General features: G+C 43.5%; 15 protein-coding genes. All 15 read left to right on the forward strand.

Annotation, left to right across the window (positions count from 1 at the left end):
* Window positions 1-12: 12 nt before the first annotated feature.
* The 15 genes from prfA to murA all read left to right on the forward strand — a co-directional run bounded on the left by prfA (window position 13) and on the right by murA (window position 13712).
* The gene (gene prfA, locus FC51_RS00455; RefSeq protein WP_057909342.1) at window positions 13-1098 is read left to right on the forward strand and encodes a peptide chain release factor 1; all 1086 of its coding nucleotides are present in this window, start codon (window positions 13-15) and stop codon (window positions 1096-1098) included.
* Complete coding sequence (prmC, locus tag FC51_RS00460; RefSeq protein ID WP_057909341.1) at window positions 1091-1939, forward strand: peptide chain release factor N(5)-glutamine methyltransferase; 849 nt, start codon at window positions 1091-1093, stop codon at window positions 1937-1939. The genes prfA and prmC overlap by 8 nt, the downstream gene beginning before the upstream one ends.
* 12 nt (window positions 1940-1951) lie before the next feature.
* A complete protein-coding gene (locus tag FC51_RS00465) occupies window positions 1952-2974 on the forward strand; it encodes an L-threonylcarbamoyladenylate synthase (protein WP_057911121.1) in 1023 nt (340 codons plus the stop codon).
* A 27-nt stretch (window positions 2975-3001) separates the two neighbouring features.
* Entirely contained in the window at window positions 3002-4252 is a 1251-nt protein-coding gene (glyA, locus tag FC51_RS00470; protein WP_057909339.1) for a serine hydroxymethyltransferase, read from the forward strand.
* A gap of 106 nt (window positions 4253-4358) precedes the next feature.
* A complete protein-coding gene (gene upp / locus FC51_RS00475) occupies window positions 4359-4988 on the forward strand; it encodes a uracil phosphoribosyltransferase (RefSeq protein ID WP_057909338.1) in 630 nt (209 codons plus the stop codon).
* Between the two features lie 341 nt (window positions 4989-5329).
* Window positions 5330-6043 (forward strand): F0F1 ATP synthase subunit A, encoded by a 714-nt coding sequence (atpB, locus tag FC51_RS00480; RefSeq protein WP_057909337.1) that lies wholly within the window; start codon window positions 5330-5332, stop codon window positions 6041-6043.
* 39 nt (window positions 6044-6082) lie between these two features.
* Window positions 6083-6295 carry a F0F1 ATP synthase subunit C gene (atpE, locus tag FC51_RS00485; protein WP_008858078.1) on the forward strand — a complete coding sequence of 71 codons (213 nt, stop codon included), beginning with the start codon at window positions 6083-6085 and terminating at the stop codon, window positions 6293-6295.
* A gap of 42 nt (window positions 6296-6337) precedes the next feature.
* Window positions 6338-6847, forward strand: coding sequence for a F0F1 ATP synthase subunit B (gene atpF, locus FC51_RS00490; protein WP_057909336.1), 510 nt, complete (start codon window positions 6338-6340; stop codon window positions 6845-6847).
* Complete coding sequence (atpH, locus tag FC51_RS00495; RefSeq protein ID WP_057909335.1) at window positions 6844-7386, forward strand: ATP synthase F1 subunit delta; 543 nt, start codon at window positions 6844-6846, stop codon at window positions 7384-7386. The genes atpF and atpH overlap by 4 nt, the downstream gene beginning before the upstream one ends.
* 27 nt (window positions 7387-7413) lie before the next feature.
* Window positions 7414-8970 (forward strand): F0F1 ATP synthase subunit alpha, encoded by a 1557-nt coding sequence (atpA, locus tag FC51_RS00500; protein WP_057909334.1) that lies wholly within the window; start codon window positions 7414-7416, stop codon window positions 8968-8970.
* 21 nt (window positions 8971-8991) lie between these two features.
* Window positions 8992-9903: a F0F1 ATP synthase subunit gamma gene (locus FC51_RS00505; RefSeq protein ID WP_057909333.1), complete on the forward strand. Its 912-nt coding sequence runs from the start codon at window positions 8992-8994 to the stop codon at window positions 9901-9903.
* 29 nt (window positions 9904-9932) lie between these two features.
* The gene (gene atpD / locus FC51_RS00510) at window positions 9933-11366 is read left to right on the forward strand and encodes a F0F1 ATP synthase subunit beta (protein ID WP_171031883.1); all 1434 of its coding nucleotides are present in this window, start codon (window positions 9933-9935) and stop codon (window positions 11364-11366) included.
* A gap of 13 nt (window positions 11367-11379) precedes the next feature.
* Window positions 11380-11796, forward strand: a complete 417-nt coding sequence (locus FC51_RS00515; protein WP_057909331.1) for a F0F1 ATP synthase subunit epsilon — start codon at window positions 11380-11382, stop codon at window positions 11794-11796.
* 358 nt (window positions 11797-12154) lie between these two features.
* Complete coding sequence (locus FC51_RS00520; protein ID WP_057909330.1) at window positions 12155-12385, forward strand: DUF1146 family protein; 231 nt, start codon at window positions 12155-12157, stop codon at window positions 12383-12385.
* A gap of 16 nt (window positions 12386-12401) precedes the next feature.
* The gene (gene murA, locus FC51_RS00525) at window positions 12402-13712 is read left to right on the forward strand and encodes a UDP-N-acetylglucosamine 1-carboxyvinyltransferase (protein WP_057909329.1); all 1311 of its coding nucleotides are present in this window, start codon (window positions 12402-12404) and stop codon (window positions 13710-13712) included.
* The last annotated feature ends 12 nt before the right edge of the window (window positions 13713-13724 follow it).

A 13724-nucleotide genomic window follows, 5' to 3' on the forward strand; every position in this document is an offset into this window, starting at 1 on the left:
GAGGAATATTAAATGGACGAAATTTTCGACAAATTACAATCAGTCGTCGATCGTTACGATGAACTTAACGAATTAATTAGTGATCCGGAAGTGATTGCTGATACTCAGAAGTTTATGAAGCTTTCAAAAGAGGAAGCAGATTTACGTGACACGGTCGCGGCGTATAAAAAGTACCAAAAGGTTACCCAACAATTGGATGACGATAAGGAAATGCTTCGAGACAAAATTGATGATCCCGATCTCGAAACAATGGTTAAAGACGAGATTTCTGACTTTACCGACCAAAAGGAAAAATTGGAAAGCGAACTGAAAGTGATGCTTCTGCCACAGGATCCTAACGATGACAAAAACATCATCATGGAAATTCACGGAGCTGCCGGTGGGGATGAAGGCAGTTTGTTTGCCGGCGATTTGTTCAGTATGTATTCCAAGTACGCTGAGCGTCAGGGCTGGCAAGTTGAGATTATTGATAAAAATGAAACCGAAGTTGGTGGTTTCAAGGAAATCGTCTTGATGATTACCGGTAACAAGGTTTATTCGAAGCTTAAATATGAGAATGGCGCCCACCGGGTTCAACGGGTGCCAGTTACCGAATCGGCCGGCCGGGTCCACACGTCAACTGCGACCGTCGGGGTCATGCCTGAAGAAGAGGACGTTGACATCGATATCGATCCAAAGGACATTCGAGTTGATGTTTACCGCTCTTCCGGTGCCGGTGGCCAGCATATTAACAAAACATCGTCTGCTGTTCGAATGACCCATTTGCCAACCGGAATTGTGGTGGCCATGCAGGATGAACGTTCCCAACAGCAAAACCGTGCCAAAGCGATGAAAATTTTAAAGGCTCGGGTTTATGATTACTATTCTCAACAGGAACAGGATCAATACAATGCCGAGCGGAAGTCAGCCATTGGAACGGGTGACCGTTCTGAACGAATCAGAACTTATAATTATCCGCAAAATCGGGTTACTGACCATCGAATCGGATTGACTTTAAATAAATTGGATCGGATTATGAACGGTGAACTTGATGAAATCATTGACGCGCTGATTGTTTCTGATCAGGCCAAAAAGCTTGAGAACTTGACCAATGAATAATCGAACAGAAATGACCTACTTTGAAGCCCGAAAGTGGGCTTCTTTTCGTATTAAAGATATTTCGGACGTTGATATGTACGACGTCGATTTCCTATTGGAAAAATTATTCGATTTAAGTCCAACGGCCCTCTTAATTCGGTATCGGCAAAAGATGCCCGCCAAACAGTGGCTGGAATTCCAAACGGCAGTCAGCAAGCTTGAAGCCGGAACGCCACCACAGTATATCGTGGGCAAGGCTGATTTTTATGGCAGCACATTGACGGTGACGCCGGATGTGTTGATTCCCCGCGTGGAAACCGAGGAACTGGTTGACTGGGTTTTAAATGAAGCCACGGCTGATCATCTCAGTGTCTTGGATATTGGGACCGGCAGCGGGGCGATTGCGATTGCGTTAAAAAAAGCACGCCCCAACTGGCAGGTAACTGCAAGTGACCTGTCAGAGGCGGCCCTTGAAGTCGCGATGGAAAATGCCCGTCAAAATCAGGCAGATATTCAGTTTATTCTCAGTGATGTTTTTGCCCGGATTTCGTCACAATTTGACATCATTGTGTCAAACCCACCCTATATTGCATACGACGAAAAGCGCTATATGGATGCCAGCGTCATTAAAAGTGAGCCGGACATGGCACTTTATGCCGCTGATGAGGGATTGGCAGTTTACCGGAAAATTGCTGTCGGAGCCGACGCGCACTTAACTGCCCATGGCCGACTATTTTTGGAAATTGGCTTTAAACAAGAAAAAGCCGTTAGTGATATTTTTCAAGCCGCGCTGCCAAAGGCGAAGGTGATTGGCAAACATGACGTTGCAGGACACCAACGGATGATTCAAGTAAAGAAATGAAGGTTATATAATATGGAAACATTAGTCTTAAAAGCAACCCAACTGGACCAAGCTGCTGATTTTCTCAAAAAGGGGGAGTTGGTCGCATTTCCCACCGAAACGGTGTATGGATTGGGTGCGGATGCCACCAACGAGGCGGCCGTTAAAAAAGTCTATGCTGCTAAGGGACGTCCGAGCGACAATCCTTTGATTGTGACGGTCTCAAGCGTTTCAATGGTTGAAAAATTTGTGCAGCCGCTTTCCGATGAGGCACGTCATTTGATCCAACAGTTTTGGCCAGGGTCATTGACGATGATTTTCAAGTTAAAGCCGAATGCGTTGTCAAAAACCGTTACCGGTGGACTTGACACCGCGGCGTTCAGATTTCCAAATAATCAAACGACCCTTGACCTGATCTCCAAGGCTGGGGTACCAATTGTCGGACCATCGGCCAACACCTCTGGCAAGCCAAGTCCCACAACCGCCAAGCATGTTTACCATGACCTTAATGGCAAAATTGCGGCGATCGTTGATGGCGGGCCGACAACGGTTGGCGTTGAGTCGACTATTTTGGATATGTCAGTTGACACACCTTCAATTTTACGACCCGGTGCGGTCACTAAAGAAGACATCGAGTCAGTGATCCACAGACCGGTCATTGACGAGTTGCATCATGTTGGCGCGAAACAAACGCCAAAGGCCCCCGGAATGAAATACAAGCATTATGCACCGGCCGCCCAGGTGTACATTGTCGATCCGGACGATGACTGGCACGACGTGGTGGACTGGATCAAGTCCCATCCGCAACCAGTGGGGGTCATGGCGTTTGATCACGTGATTAAAACCATTAACTGGCCGGATAACGCCGACGTCATTTCACTGGGCAGTGATGCTAAAAGTGCCGCTCACGATTTGTTTGCGGAATTACGGGATTTTGATAATCACCCCGAGTATAAAATTATCTTTACGCAAGGCATTGACCCTGAGGGGATTGGCGAAGCTTATATGAATCGATTGAACAAATCGGCTGGGCAAATGCATTTCAAGCAGTTATAATTTATTTGTACCAAATAAATTAGTGAGGTGTTGCAGTTGAACTACGATTATAAACAGCAGGATCCAGAACTTTGGGATGCAATTGCCAATGAAGAGAACCGTCAGGAACATAATATCGAACTGATCGCGTCTGAGAATATCGTATCAAACGCTGTTCGTGCCGCTCAGGGTTCCGTACTGACCAACAAGTACGCCGAAGGATACCCGGGTCGCAGATATTACGGCGGCTGTGAGTACATTGATGTCGTTGAACAGTTGGCAATTGACCGTGCCAAGGAATTATTTGGCGCAGAATATGCTAACGTGCAGCCTCACTCAGGTTCCCAGGCGAACCAGGAAGTATACGCTGCCTTCTTAAAGCCTGGAGACAGAATTCTTGGGATGGGTTTGGATGCCGGCGGCCATTTGAGCCACGGTGCCAAGGTCAGCTTCTCAGGAAAATTGTATGATTCATTTTCATACGGACTTGATCCAAAGACGCAGCTGATTGACTACGATGAGGTGGCCAAGATTGCCCAAATCGTGCAGCCTAAGCTGATTATTGCCGGTGCTTCTGCGTACAGCCGAATCATCGACTGGCAAAAATTCCGCGAGATTGCCGACTCCGTTGGTGCTTATTTGATGGTTGATATGGCACATATTGCCGGCCTTGTGGCAACTGGTTTGCATCCAAGTCCAGTGCCCGTTGCCGACGTTGTGACCACCACCACTCATAAGACGCTTCGCGGTCCTCGTGGCGGCTTGATTCTTGCAAAAGAAAAGTATGCTAAGAAGCTTAATTCTGCTGTCTTTCCGGGCAGTCAGGGTGGTCCTTTGGAACATGTTATTGCCGGAAAAGCTGCAGCATTTTATGAAGATTTACAACCTGAATTTAAGACGTACGGTGAACAAGTGATCAAAAACGCCCAGGCGATGGCGGAAGTCTTTGAGAATTCCAAGACGGTTTCTGTTTTGACCGGCGGAACGGACAATCATTTGATGACGATCAATCTCACCCAGACATCATTAAACGGAAAAGAGTTACAAAACGTATTGGATTCGGTTCACATTACAACCAACAAAGAATCCATTCCAAACGACCCATTGCCACCTTCGAAGACCAGCGGGTTGCGGTTGGGAACGCCAGCCATCACAACACGCGGCTTTAAAGAAGACGATGCGCGTCAAGTTGCCAACCTCATTTTGCAGGTGATCGACAACCCAACTGATGAAAAGAACTTGCAGGATGTCTCTGCCAAAGTTGAAAAATTAACGGCTGATCATCCGATCAATCAATAAATTTATGAGGCTTGAAACTAATTGGGGTTTCAAGCCTTTTTGTATGCTTTTCCCGACCACATATGTGATACAATTATTTCGGAATACAAAAAGGAGTGGGAATATAATGGGTAAGTTTCAAGTTATGGATCATCCACTGATTCAGCACAAATTATCGCTGATCAGGGACAAAAATTGCGGTACAAAAGAATTTCGGGAAATCGTCAACGAAATTGCGACTTTGATGGCGTTTGAAGTATCTCGTGACATGCCGCTGGCAGATGTTGATATTGAGACACCGGAAGGCATTGCACACGCCAAACAAATTTCTGGAAAGAAAGTGGCCATCGTTCCAATCTTGCGAGCAGGAATTGGAATGGTCGACGGCATGCTGAACTTAATTCCAGCTGCCAAGGTTGGTCACATTGGGATGTATCGTGACGAAAAGACACTTGAACCTCACGAATACTTTGTGAAGCTGCCTTCAGACATTGATCAACGTCAGATTTTTGTTGTCGATCCAATGTTGGCCACCGGTGGTTCTTCCATCATGGCGATTGACGCGCTGAAGAAGCGTGGAGCTTCAAACATCAAGTTTGTTTGCCTGGTTGCCGCTCCAGAAGGTGTTAAGGCACTTGAAAAAGCACATCCGGATGTTGATATTTATACCGCTGCGCTTGATGAAAAATTAAATGATAAAGGTTATATCGTACCTGGTCTCGGTGATGCCGGTGACCGTTTGTTTGGGACGAAATAGCGAAGGGGGCTGAAGCAAATATCAATTTTGTTTTCAGCCTTTTGTCGTCATTAACAAAGAATTTTAATTTTGATGACCAAATCATTAAGCGACTCAACGTGATTCACGTTCAGTAAAGGAACCGGGTGTCGGATATGTGCGTCCAGCCTACTGTTTAAAGGCAACGCCCGTGTCAATATTGTTTTGAATTTTGGAATGATTGGTGGTATGATTTCAGTTGTATTTGAACACGGCTCTGTGTTCATTACCATCGCAATGTTTCACTTTGGTATTATTGTCTTCTGGACCAAAACCAGATTGATTTGCATGCGTGATTATATCGAGGAAAGAGGTGAGATTTTGTGGGAGATTCTGCTGCTTCTACTTTTGAATTCTTAGGACTGACATTTAATGTCGGTAATATGATTTCAATCTTATTAGCCTGCGTTGTCGTTTTAGTCCTTGTGTATGCGTTGTCGAGGCATCTAACTTTGAAGCCGGGCAAAGCACAGAATGTATTAGAATTTGCGGTAGACTTTACTAATGGTATTGTCCGAAGCTCAATTTCCGGAGAAACAAGTAGAACCCTTGGATTATGGGGATTTACATTGTTTATGTTCATCATTGTTGCGAACTTGCAAGGACTCTTTTTGCATATCGATATCTCTGGTGTAACATATGTCAAAAGTCCAACTTCTGACCCGGTGGTTGCAATGACTTTGGCACTTATGACTTTAACGCTTGCCCAATTCTTGGGAATCCGTAAATTAGGTTATAAGGGACATTTTCAAAATTATTTGAAGCCATTCGTATTATTCTTACCAATTAACTTGTTCGAAGAATTTACAAATTTCCTGACGTTAGGATTGCGACTTTACGGTAACATCCTGTCAGGTGAAATGCTTCTTGGGATCATTATTGGTATGTCGCATGGTGGAGCAGTTATGTGGATTGTGTCATTCATCCTTGAGCTGGCTTGGACAGGTTTCTCAGTCTTTATTGGATGTATTCAAGCCTACGTTTTTGTGACGTTATCATCCGTATATATTTCACGAAAGCTCGAGCTGGAAGATTAGTAAAACTATTTTGGAGACTATTAAGGAGGATTTTTAATTATGGGAGCAATTGCTGCAGGTATTGCAATGGCTGGTGCCGCTATTGGTGGAGCTATTGGTGATGGTATCTTAATTTCAAAGATGTTGGAAGGTATGGCACGTCAGCCAGAATTATCCGGACAACTTCGTAGTAACATGTTCATCGGTGTTGGTTTGGTTGAAGCTATGCCTATCATCGCCTTCGTTGTTGCTTTACTAGTTATGAACAAGTAATTACTAGTTTAGTCAAATACACAAAGAAGGAGGTGCCAATTGATGTTTTCATATTCAGTAGTTGGAGCTCAGCTTTATGTTGGTGATATGCTGTTTGTCATGCTCACATTTCTTGTATTAATGTGGTTGATCAAACTTGTTGCATGGAAGCCAGTTACGAAGATGATGCAAGACCGTTCAGATAAAATTGTTAATGATATTGATTCCGCCAAAGAATCACGGACAAAGGCAGCTGAACTTGCTCAAAAACGTCAGGCTGAATTAGATAAGACTCGTGATGACGCGAATGGAATTATTAACAATGCAAAACAGACTGGACAAAGACAACGAGAACAAATCGTTGAAGATGCTCGAAATGAAGCATCTAATCTTAAGAGTTCTGCTGAAAAGGATATTGAACAACAGCGACAAGAAGCTTTGGCTAATTCTCGAAAAGATGTGGCAAGCCTTTCTATTGAAATTGCATCCAAGATTATTTCAAAAGAATTAAACGAAGATGATCAAAAAGGACTTGTAGACTCTTACATTGAAGGGTTGGGTAAGCAGAAATGACATTAGATAATATGAGCGCTTCAAAAAAATATGCAAAAGCCATGTTTGAAGTTCTTAGTGATTCTAATGAACTTGAAACCGGCTATGCTGATTTGATTGAACTACGAAAAATTTTTGCTGCTAATCCAAAGTTGATTGATATTCTCGATGATATTCGAGTTGCAGATGATGAGAAACAATCATTACTGGCTCCTATCACCCAAAATGCATCAGATTTTATTAATAATTTTCTTAAAGTTGTTGGCAGTTATCGTCGATTTCCACAAATTTTGGACATTATTGACCAATTTCAGAAAATCTACGAAGACGACAAGAAGATTGTCAGAGCAGAGGTTGTTTCGGCTTCCCCGCTTGATGACGATCAGCTTGATCGCTTGGCCAAGGCTTTCGAAAAACGAGTTGGCGCTGTAAAGGCGATTTTTGATACTAAAGTTGATCAATCATTAATCGGCGGAATTGTGATCCGTTCGTCCGATGTGATTATCGATGGCAGTGTTAAGACTCGAATTAATAAAGTTAAGGAATTATTGTTGAACTAACGATATCTATTTAAAGAGGTGAAACTTATGAGCATTAAAGCTGAGGAAATCAGTGCTCTTATTAAGCAACAGTTACAAGGCTATAAGAACGAGCTCGACGTTGAAGAAACAGGTATCGTTACATATGTTGGTGATGGTATTGCTCGTGCTCATGGTCTCGAAAACGCGTTGTCTGGGGAGTTGCTCGACTTCGGCCACGGCGTTTATGGAATGGTCCAAAACTTGGAAACCAATGATGTTGGTATCATGATTTTAGGCGATGACACAGATATCCGTGAAGGTGACTCTGTAAAGAGAACCGGCCGAATTATGGAAGTTCCTGTTGGGGACGATATGATTGGACGAGTTGTTAATTCACTCGGTGAACCAATCGATGGAAAGGGCCCTATCAAGGCCGACGATCACAAAGCAATTGAACATAAAGCACCAGGTGTTATGGATCGTCAATCTGTTTTTGAACCACTACAAACCGGTATTAAAGCGATCGATTCTTTGATTCCAATTGGTAGAGGTCAGCGTGAGTTGATCATTGGAGACCGTAAAACTGGTAAGACTTCAATCGCCATTGATACAATCTTGAACCAAAAGGGTCAAAACATGAAATGTATTTACGTTGCGATTGGACAGAAACAATCAACTGTTCGTACTGCCGTAAGTACTTTAGAAAAGTATGGCGCAATGGATTACACGACTGTTATTTCAGCCGGACCATCCGAACCAGCATCACTGCTGTATATTGCACCATATGCCGGCGCTACGATGGGTGAATACTTCATGCATAAGGGTCAACACGTTTTGATTGTCTATGATGACTTATCAAAACAGGCTGATGCTTACCGTGAGTTATCACTTATTCTTCGTCGTCCTCCAGGTCGTGAAGCTTATCCTGGTGATATTTTCTATACCCACTCACGTTTATTGGAACGTGCTGCCAAGTTGAGTGACAAGTTGGGTGGCGGTTCAATGACTGCTCTTCCAATCGTTGAAACTCAAGCAGGGGATGTTTCCGCTTATATCCCAACCAACGTTATTTCCATTACTGATGGACAGATCTTCTTGGACGCCGACAGTTTCTATTCTGGTGTTCGACCAGCCGTTGATGCCGGAACTTCTGTTTCTCGTGTTGGTGGTGATGCGCAGGTTAAGGCAATGAAGAAGGTTTCCGGTACTTTGCGTATCGACCTTGCTTCATACCACGAACTGGAATCATTTGCTCAATTTGGATCTGACCTTGATGAAGCAACTCAATCCAAGTTGAACCGTGGTGCCAGAACTGTTGAAGTTTTGAAGCAGCCGCTTCATTCTCCAATTCCTGTTGAAAAGCAGGTTGTGATTCTTTATTGCTTGACTCATGGCTTCTTGGATAAGATTGCCATTGACGATATTTTGAGATATCAAAACGAAATCTTTGACTACTTTGATCAAAATGATAAAGATTTGTTGGATGATATCGTTAAGACTGGCCAATTACCTGAATCAGGAAAATTGGATGCCGCAATTAAAGAGTTTGAAAAGACGTTCCAACCAAGCAAACAAGATGATCAACAATCAAATGATGATCAATCAGCTGCTTCGAATGACTAGTTTTAAGGAGGGTGAGATTACATGGGTGCTTCGCTGAACGATGTTAAACATCGGATTACTTCTACTAAGAAGACGCGACAAATTACGAATGCCATGGAAATGGTTTCTCAGGCAAAACTGAACCAGATCCAAAAGCATACGGTTAGTTATGCGGAATATGCAAGCCAAATCAAATCTGTTGTATTACATTTAGCCCAATCTCACATTTTGGATGGGTTAAAGAAATCCTCAGGTCACTCAGCTGACAATGATCAGTCTAAGACTAAGAGAAGCGCGTATTTAATTATCACATCCGATCGTGGCATGGTTGGTAGTTATAATAGCAACGTCATTCGCGAAACCAACGAATTTATTGAGAAGCATTCGGGTTCGAATGACTATCAAATTTTGGCTGTTGGTGGAACCGGCTCTGATTTTTACAAAAAGCGTGGAGATAACGTTTCGTACGAATATCGTGGTGTCAGCGATGTTCCAACATTTAATGAGGTTCGCCAAATCGTTAAGATGGTCACATCGATGTACGGTAAGGGTGAATTTGATGAATTATATGTTTGCTACGAACATTTCGTTAACCGATTGATATCAAGATTTCGGGCTGAAAAGATGCTTCCCATTGATGACGAAGCAATTGCATCAGCTGCCAGTCAAGATATCGAAGTTAAACCAATGAGTGCCGAATATGACGTTGAACCATCGGAAAAAGAAGTTTTGAATGTTATTTTGCCTCAATATTCTGAAAGCTTGGTCTATGGTGCAATCCTTGACGCTAAGACTTCAGAACATGCCTCGAGTTCAACTGCAATGAAGTCGGCATCTGATAATGCTGATGACTTGATTTCTTCATTGGAATTGCAGTATAACCGTGCTCGTCAGGCCGCAATTACGACTGAAATTACCGAAATTACTGGTGGTCAAGAGGCTCTTAGTCAATAGAAAAGATTTGAATGGAGGAATTAACTAACATGAGTACTGGTAAAGTTATACAAGTTATTGGACCAGTTGTCGACGTTGAATTCTCCTTGAACGATAAATTACCAGAAATTAACACAGCTTTAGTTATTCACGAAAGCGACGACAAGGATCTTGTTGTCGAAGTTGCCCTTGATTTGGGTGACGGCGTTGTTCGGACTATTGCGATGGATGGAACTGACGGTCTTCGTCGAGGTATGGACGTTGAAAATACCGAATCATCCATTAGTGTGCCTGTTGGTAAAGATACTCTTGGCCGAGTATTCAACGTTCTCGGAGATCCAATTGATGGCGGCCCAGAATTTGGCCCAGACGCAGAGCGTTGGCCAATTCACCGCGAAGCTCCAAAGTATGATGAATTGAATCCATCAACTGAAATCCTGGAAACAGGAATCAAAGTGATTGATTTACTGGAACCATACACTCGTGGTGGTAAAGTTGGATTGTTCGGTGGTGCCGGAGTTGGTAAAACCGTTTTGATTCAGGAGCTAATTCACAACATCGCCCAAGGACACAATGGTATTTCTGTATTTACCGGTGTTGGTGAGCGAACTCGTGAAGGTAACGATATGTACTTCGAAATGAAAGGTTCAGGAGTTCTTGAAAAGACGGCCATGGTTTATGGTCAGATGAACGAGCCTCCTGGTGCACGTATGCGTGTTGCCTTAACTGGTTTAACGATTGCGGAATACTTCCGTGACCGTGAAGGCCAAGATGTTTTGCTGTTTATCGATAACATCTTCCGATTCACTCAGGCTGGTTCAGAAGTTTCTGCTTTGCTTGGCCGAATTCCATCAGCCGTTGGTTATCAGCCAACATTGGCTACTGAAATGGGTCAACTTCAGGAACGAATCACGTCAACCAAGAAGGGTGCCATTACATCGATCCAGGCCGTTTATGTGCCTGCCGATGATTATACCGACCCTGCTCCTGCCACAACATTTGCCCATTTGGATGCCACAACCAACTTGGAACGTTCATTAACGCAACAAGGTATCTATCCAGCCGTTGATCCGTTGGCTTCAACGTCTTCAGCGCTGGATCCTGCCATTGTTGGTGAGGAACATTACGAGGTTGCGACCCAAGTTCAGCATGTGCTGCAACGATATCGTGAACTGCAAGATATTATTTCAATTCTTGGTATGGATGAATTGTCAGACGAGGAAAAGACGATTGTTAACCGTGCTCGTCGAATTCAGTTCTTCTTATCTCAAAGTTTCTCTGTTGCCGAACAGTTTACCGGCTTACCTGGTAAGTATGTGTCCGTTCAAGACACTGTTAAAGGCTTCAAAGAAATTCTTGAAGGTAAGTATGATGACATTCCAGAAGATGCCTTCCGTAACTGCGGACCAATCGAGGATGTTATTGAGAACGCCAAGAAGATGAAGCAGGAAACACAAACTGAAGAGCAGAGTGCCGCAAACTAAGGAGGGATTCTAATTGGCTGATAATTCAGTTATTACCGTTAGTATCGTGACTCCCGATGGAAAAGTTTACGAGCATACTGCTAGTATGATAGTTGTTTCAACACAGTCGGGACAACTAGGAATTATGGCAAACCACGTTCCGATTATTGCGACACTTGACGTTGATGAGACGCGAGTCAAATACGACGACAAGGAAGACGATATTGCTGTCAACGGCGGCTTTCTCGAATTCTCAAACAATGTTGCAACAATCGTTGCTGATAGTGCCGAAACTCAAAATGACATTGACATTGCACGTGCTGAAAAGGCAAAGAAAAATGCGCAACAGCGTATTGAAGAAGCCCGTCAACGACAGGATAAAGCTGCTCTTGACCGTGCTCAAGTTGCCCTTCGTCGTGCGATCAATCGAATTAACGTTGCCGGAAAGTAATCAGATCTTGATTTGAATTTCGGAAACTAAATAGGATAGTTCAAAAGCTGCTGCTTGAATTTAATCAAGCCGCAGCTTTTTTTGCACCCAAGACATAGCTGTAACGTTTCTCAACTTAGTTTGAGTTCTAATTCTTGAATTCATGGCGGATTCAAGGTAAAATTTCGTTATCTTGTTTGTGAACCAAATATTTATGTTTGCGTTTTATTGGTTGTTTTTCGTTTTTTTATTACTGTGGACGAATGATAATCCCCTGTTATATAGCGAGTAAGACTTATATTTCAAAAAAACAAACCGAAAAGTTGGGACAAGTTCGCGTCTTTATGATATAGTTGTCAATGAATTGGGGGAGACTCAAATGAATTCAATTGGCATTCAGGCGCTAATTACATTGATTACATACTTTTTGTTTATCGCTATGGCGTTTTGGAGTGTTCAGGAAATCCACATCGAGCGTTATATCCCATTGCGGGCTATGCCGGGGAAATTGTTAATCGTACTTGTTTCAGTTGCGATTGGGTACGGCTGCAGTTCATTTTTCCTCTCTGTAATATTTAATATTCAAAATTTAATGTATTTAATTAAGTGATGTAGGAGGCGTTCTTGTGGAAAAAATTATTGTACATGGTGGAAATCCACTTCGGGGGACAGTACATATTGACGGGGCTAAGAATGCTGTTTTACCGATTCAAGCAGCTGCAATTCTTGCAGGTGAAGGAAAGACAGTCATCTCAAACGTTCCTTTGTTGTCTGACGTATATACCATGAATAAGGTATTGCGTTTCTTGAACGTGAAAGTTGATTTTAACGAAGATCAAAACGAAATTACGTTTGATGCTTCAACGGATCTGTCCAGTGAAGCGCCATTTGAGTACGTGTCCAAGATGCGTGCTTCAATCGTTGTCATGGGGCCACTATTGGCGCGTTTAGGGCGCGCTAAAGTAGCATTGCCTGGTGGTTGTGCGATTGGTTCTCGACCAATCGACCTTCATTTAAAGGGCTTTGAAGCATTGGGTGCAACGATTGAGCAGCATGATGGCTATGTTGAGGCAAATGCTCCCGAGGGATTGCATGGTGCTGAGATTTATTTGGACTTCCCAAGTGTCGGTGCTACCCAAAATATTATGATGGCAGCAACTTTGGCAAAGGGCCGCACGGTGATTCAAAATGCCGCCCGGGAACCTGAAATCGTTGATTTGGCAAACGTCTTGAACAAGATGGGGGCTAAAGTTGTCGGCGCTGGAACTGAACAAATCCGTGTTCAAGGCGTTCCTGAACTTCACGGGACCGATCATGCAGTTGTTCAAGATCGAATTGAGGCGGGAACGTTCATGATTGCTGCAGCAGTCACTCGAGGTGATGTCTTCATTGAAGGCGCAATTCCAGAGCACAATAAACCATTGATTCTCAAAATGCGTGAGATGGGTGTCACCATTGACGAAAGTGACGAAGGCATTCGTGTCATCGGCCATGACAATCTCAAGCCGGTTGACGTTAAGACAATGCCTCATCCAGGCTTTCCAACCGATATGCAGCCACAGATGACGATTTTGCAGCTAACGGCTGAAGGTAGTAGTTCGATGACTGAGACTGTGTTTGAAAATCGCTTTATGCACATGGAAGAGCTTCGTCGGATGAATGCGAAGTATACGATTTCCGGCCGGACGGTTGTGATGGATGGCCCGACAGATTTTAATGGGGCCGAAGTTGCCGCAACCGATTTACGAGCTGCTGCATCATTGGTCATTGCCGGCTTGGCAGCCAGCGGTTATACCACTGTTACCAACTTACAATATTTGGATCGTGGGTACCACGACTTCCATAAGAAGTTGGCCAGCTTAGGTGCCGAAATTAAACGTGTTAATATTGAAGATGATTCGATCGTTTTGAATCAATCACTTAAAAATCGTTCTTAGAAAAAAGGGGTT

Source organism: Lentilactobacillus parabuchneri DSM 5707 = NBRC 107865, assembly GCF_001435315.1.
Taxonomy (GTDB): Bacteria; Bacillota; Bacilli; order Lactobacillales; family Lactobacillaceae; genus Lentilactobacillus; species Lentilactobacillus parabuchneri.

What these genes read in the sequence shown, in the direction of transcription:
- prmC (WP_057909341.1), top strand. Translation starts at nt 1,091, where the DNA reads ATGAATAATCGAACAGAAATGACCTACTTTGAAGCCCGAAAGTGGGCT.
- prfA (WP_057909342.1), top strand. Translation starts at nt 13, where the DNA reads ATGGACGAAATTTTCGACAAATTACAATCAGTCGTCGATCGTTACGAT.
- atpD (WP_171031883.1), top strand. Translation starts at nt 9,933, where the DNA reads ATGAGTACTGGTAAAGTTATACAAGTTATTGGACCAGTTGTCGACGTT.
- atpF (WP_057909336.1), top strand. Translation starts at nt 6,338, where the DNA reads ATGTTTTCATATTCAGTAGTTGGAGCTCAGCTTTATGTTGGTGATATG.
- upp (WP_057909338.1), top strand. Translation starts at nt 4,359, where the DNA reads ATGGGTAAGTTTCAAGTTATGGATCATCCACTGATTCAGCACAAATTA.
- atpA (WP_057909334.1), top strand. Translation starts at nt 7,414, where the DNA reads ATGAGCATTAAAGCTGAGGAAATCAGTGCTCTTATTAAGCAACAGTTA.
- FC51_RS00520 (WP_057909330.1), top strand. Translation starts at nt 12,155, where the DNA reads ATGAATTCAATTGGCATTCAGGCGCTAATTACATTGATTACATACTTT.
- atpE (WP_008858078.1), top strand. Translation starts at nt 6,083, where the DNA reads ATGGGAGCAATTGCTGCAGGTATTGCAATGGCTGGTGCCGCTATTGGT.
- FC51_RS00465 (WP_057911121.1), top strand. Translation starts at nt 1,952, where the DNA reads ATGGAAACATTAGTCTTAAAAGCAACCCAACTGGACCAAGCTGCTGAT.
- FC51_RS00505 (WP_057909333.1), top strand. Translation starts at nt 8,992, where the DNA reads ATGGGTGCTTCGCTGAACGATGTTAAACATCGGATTACTTCTACTAAG.
- atpH (WP_057909335.1), top strand. Translation starts at nt 6,844, where the DNA reads ATGACATTAGATAATATGAGCGCTTCAAAAAAATATGCAAAAGCCATG.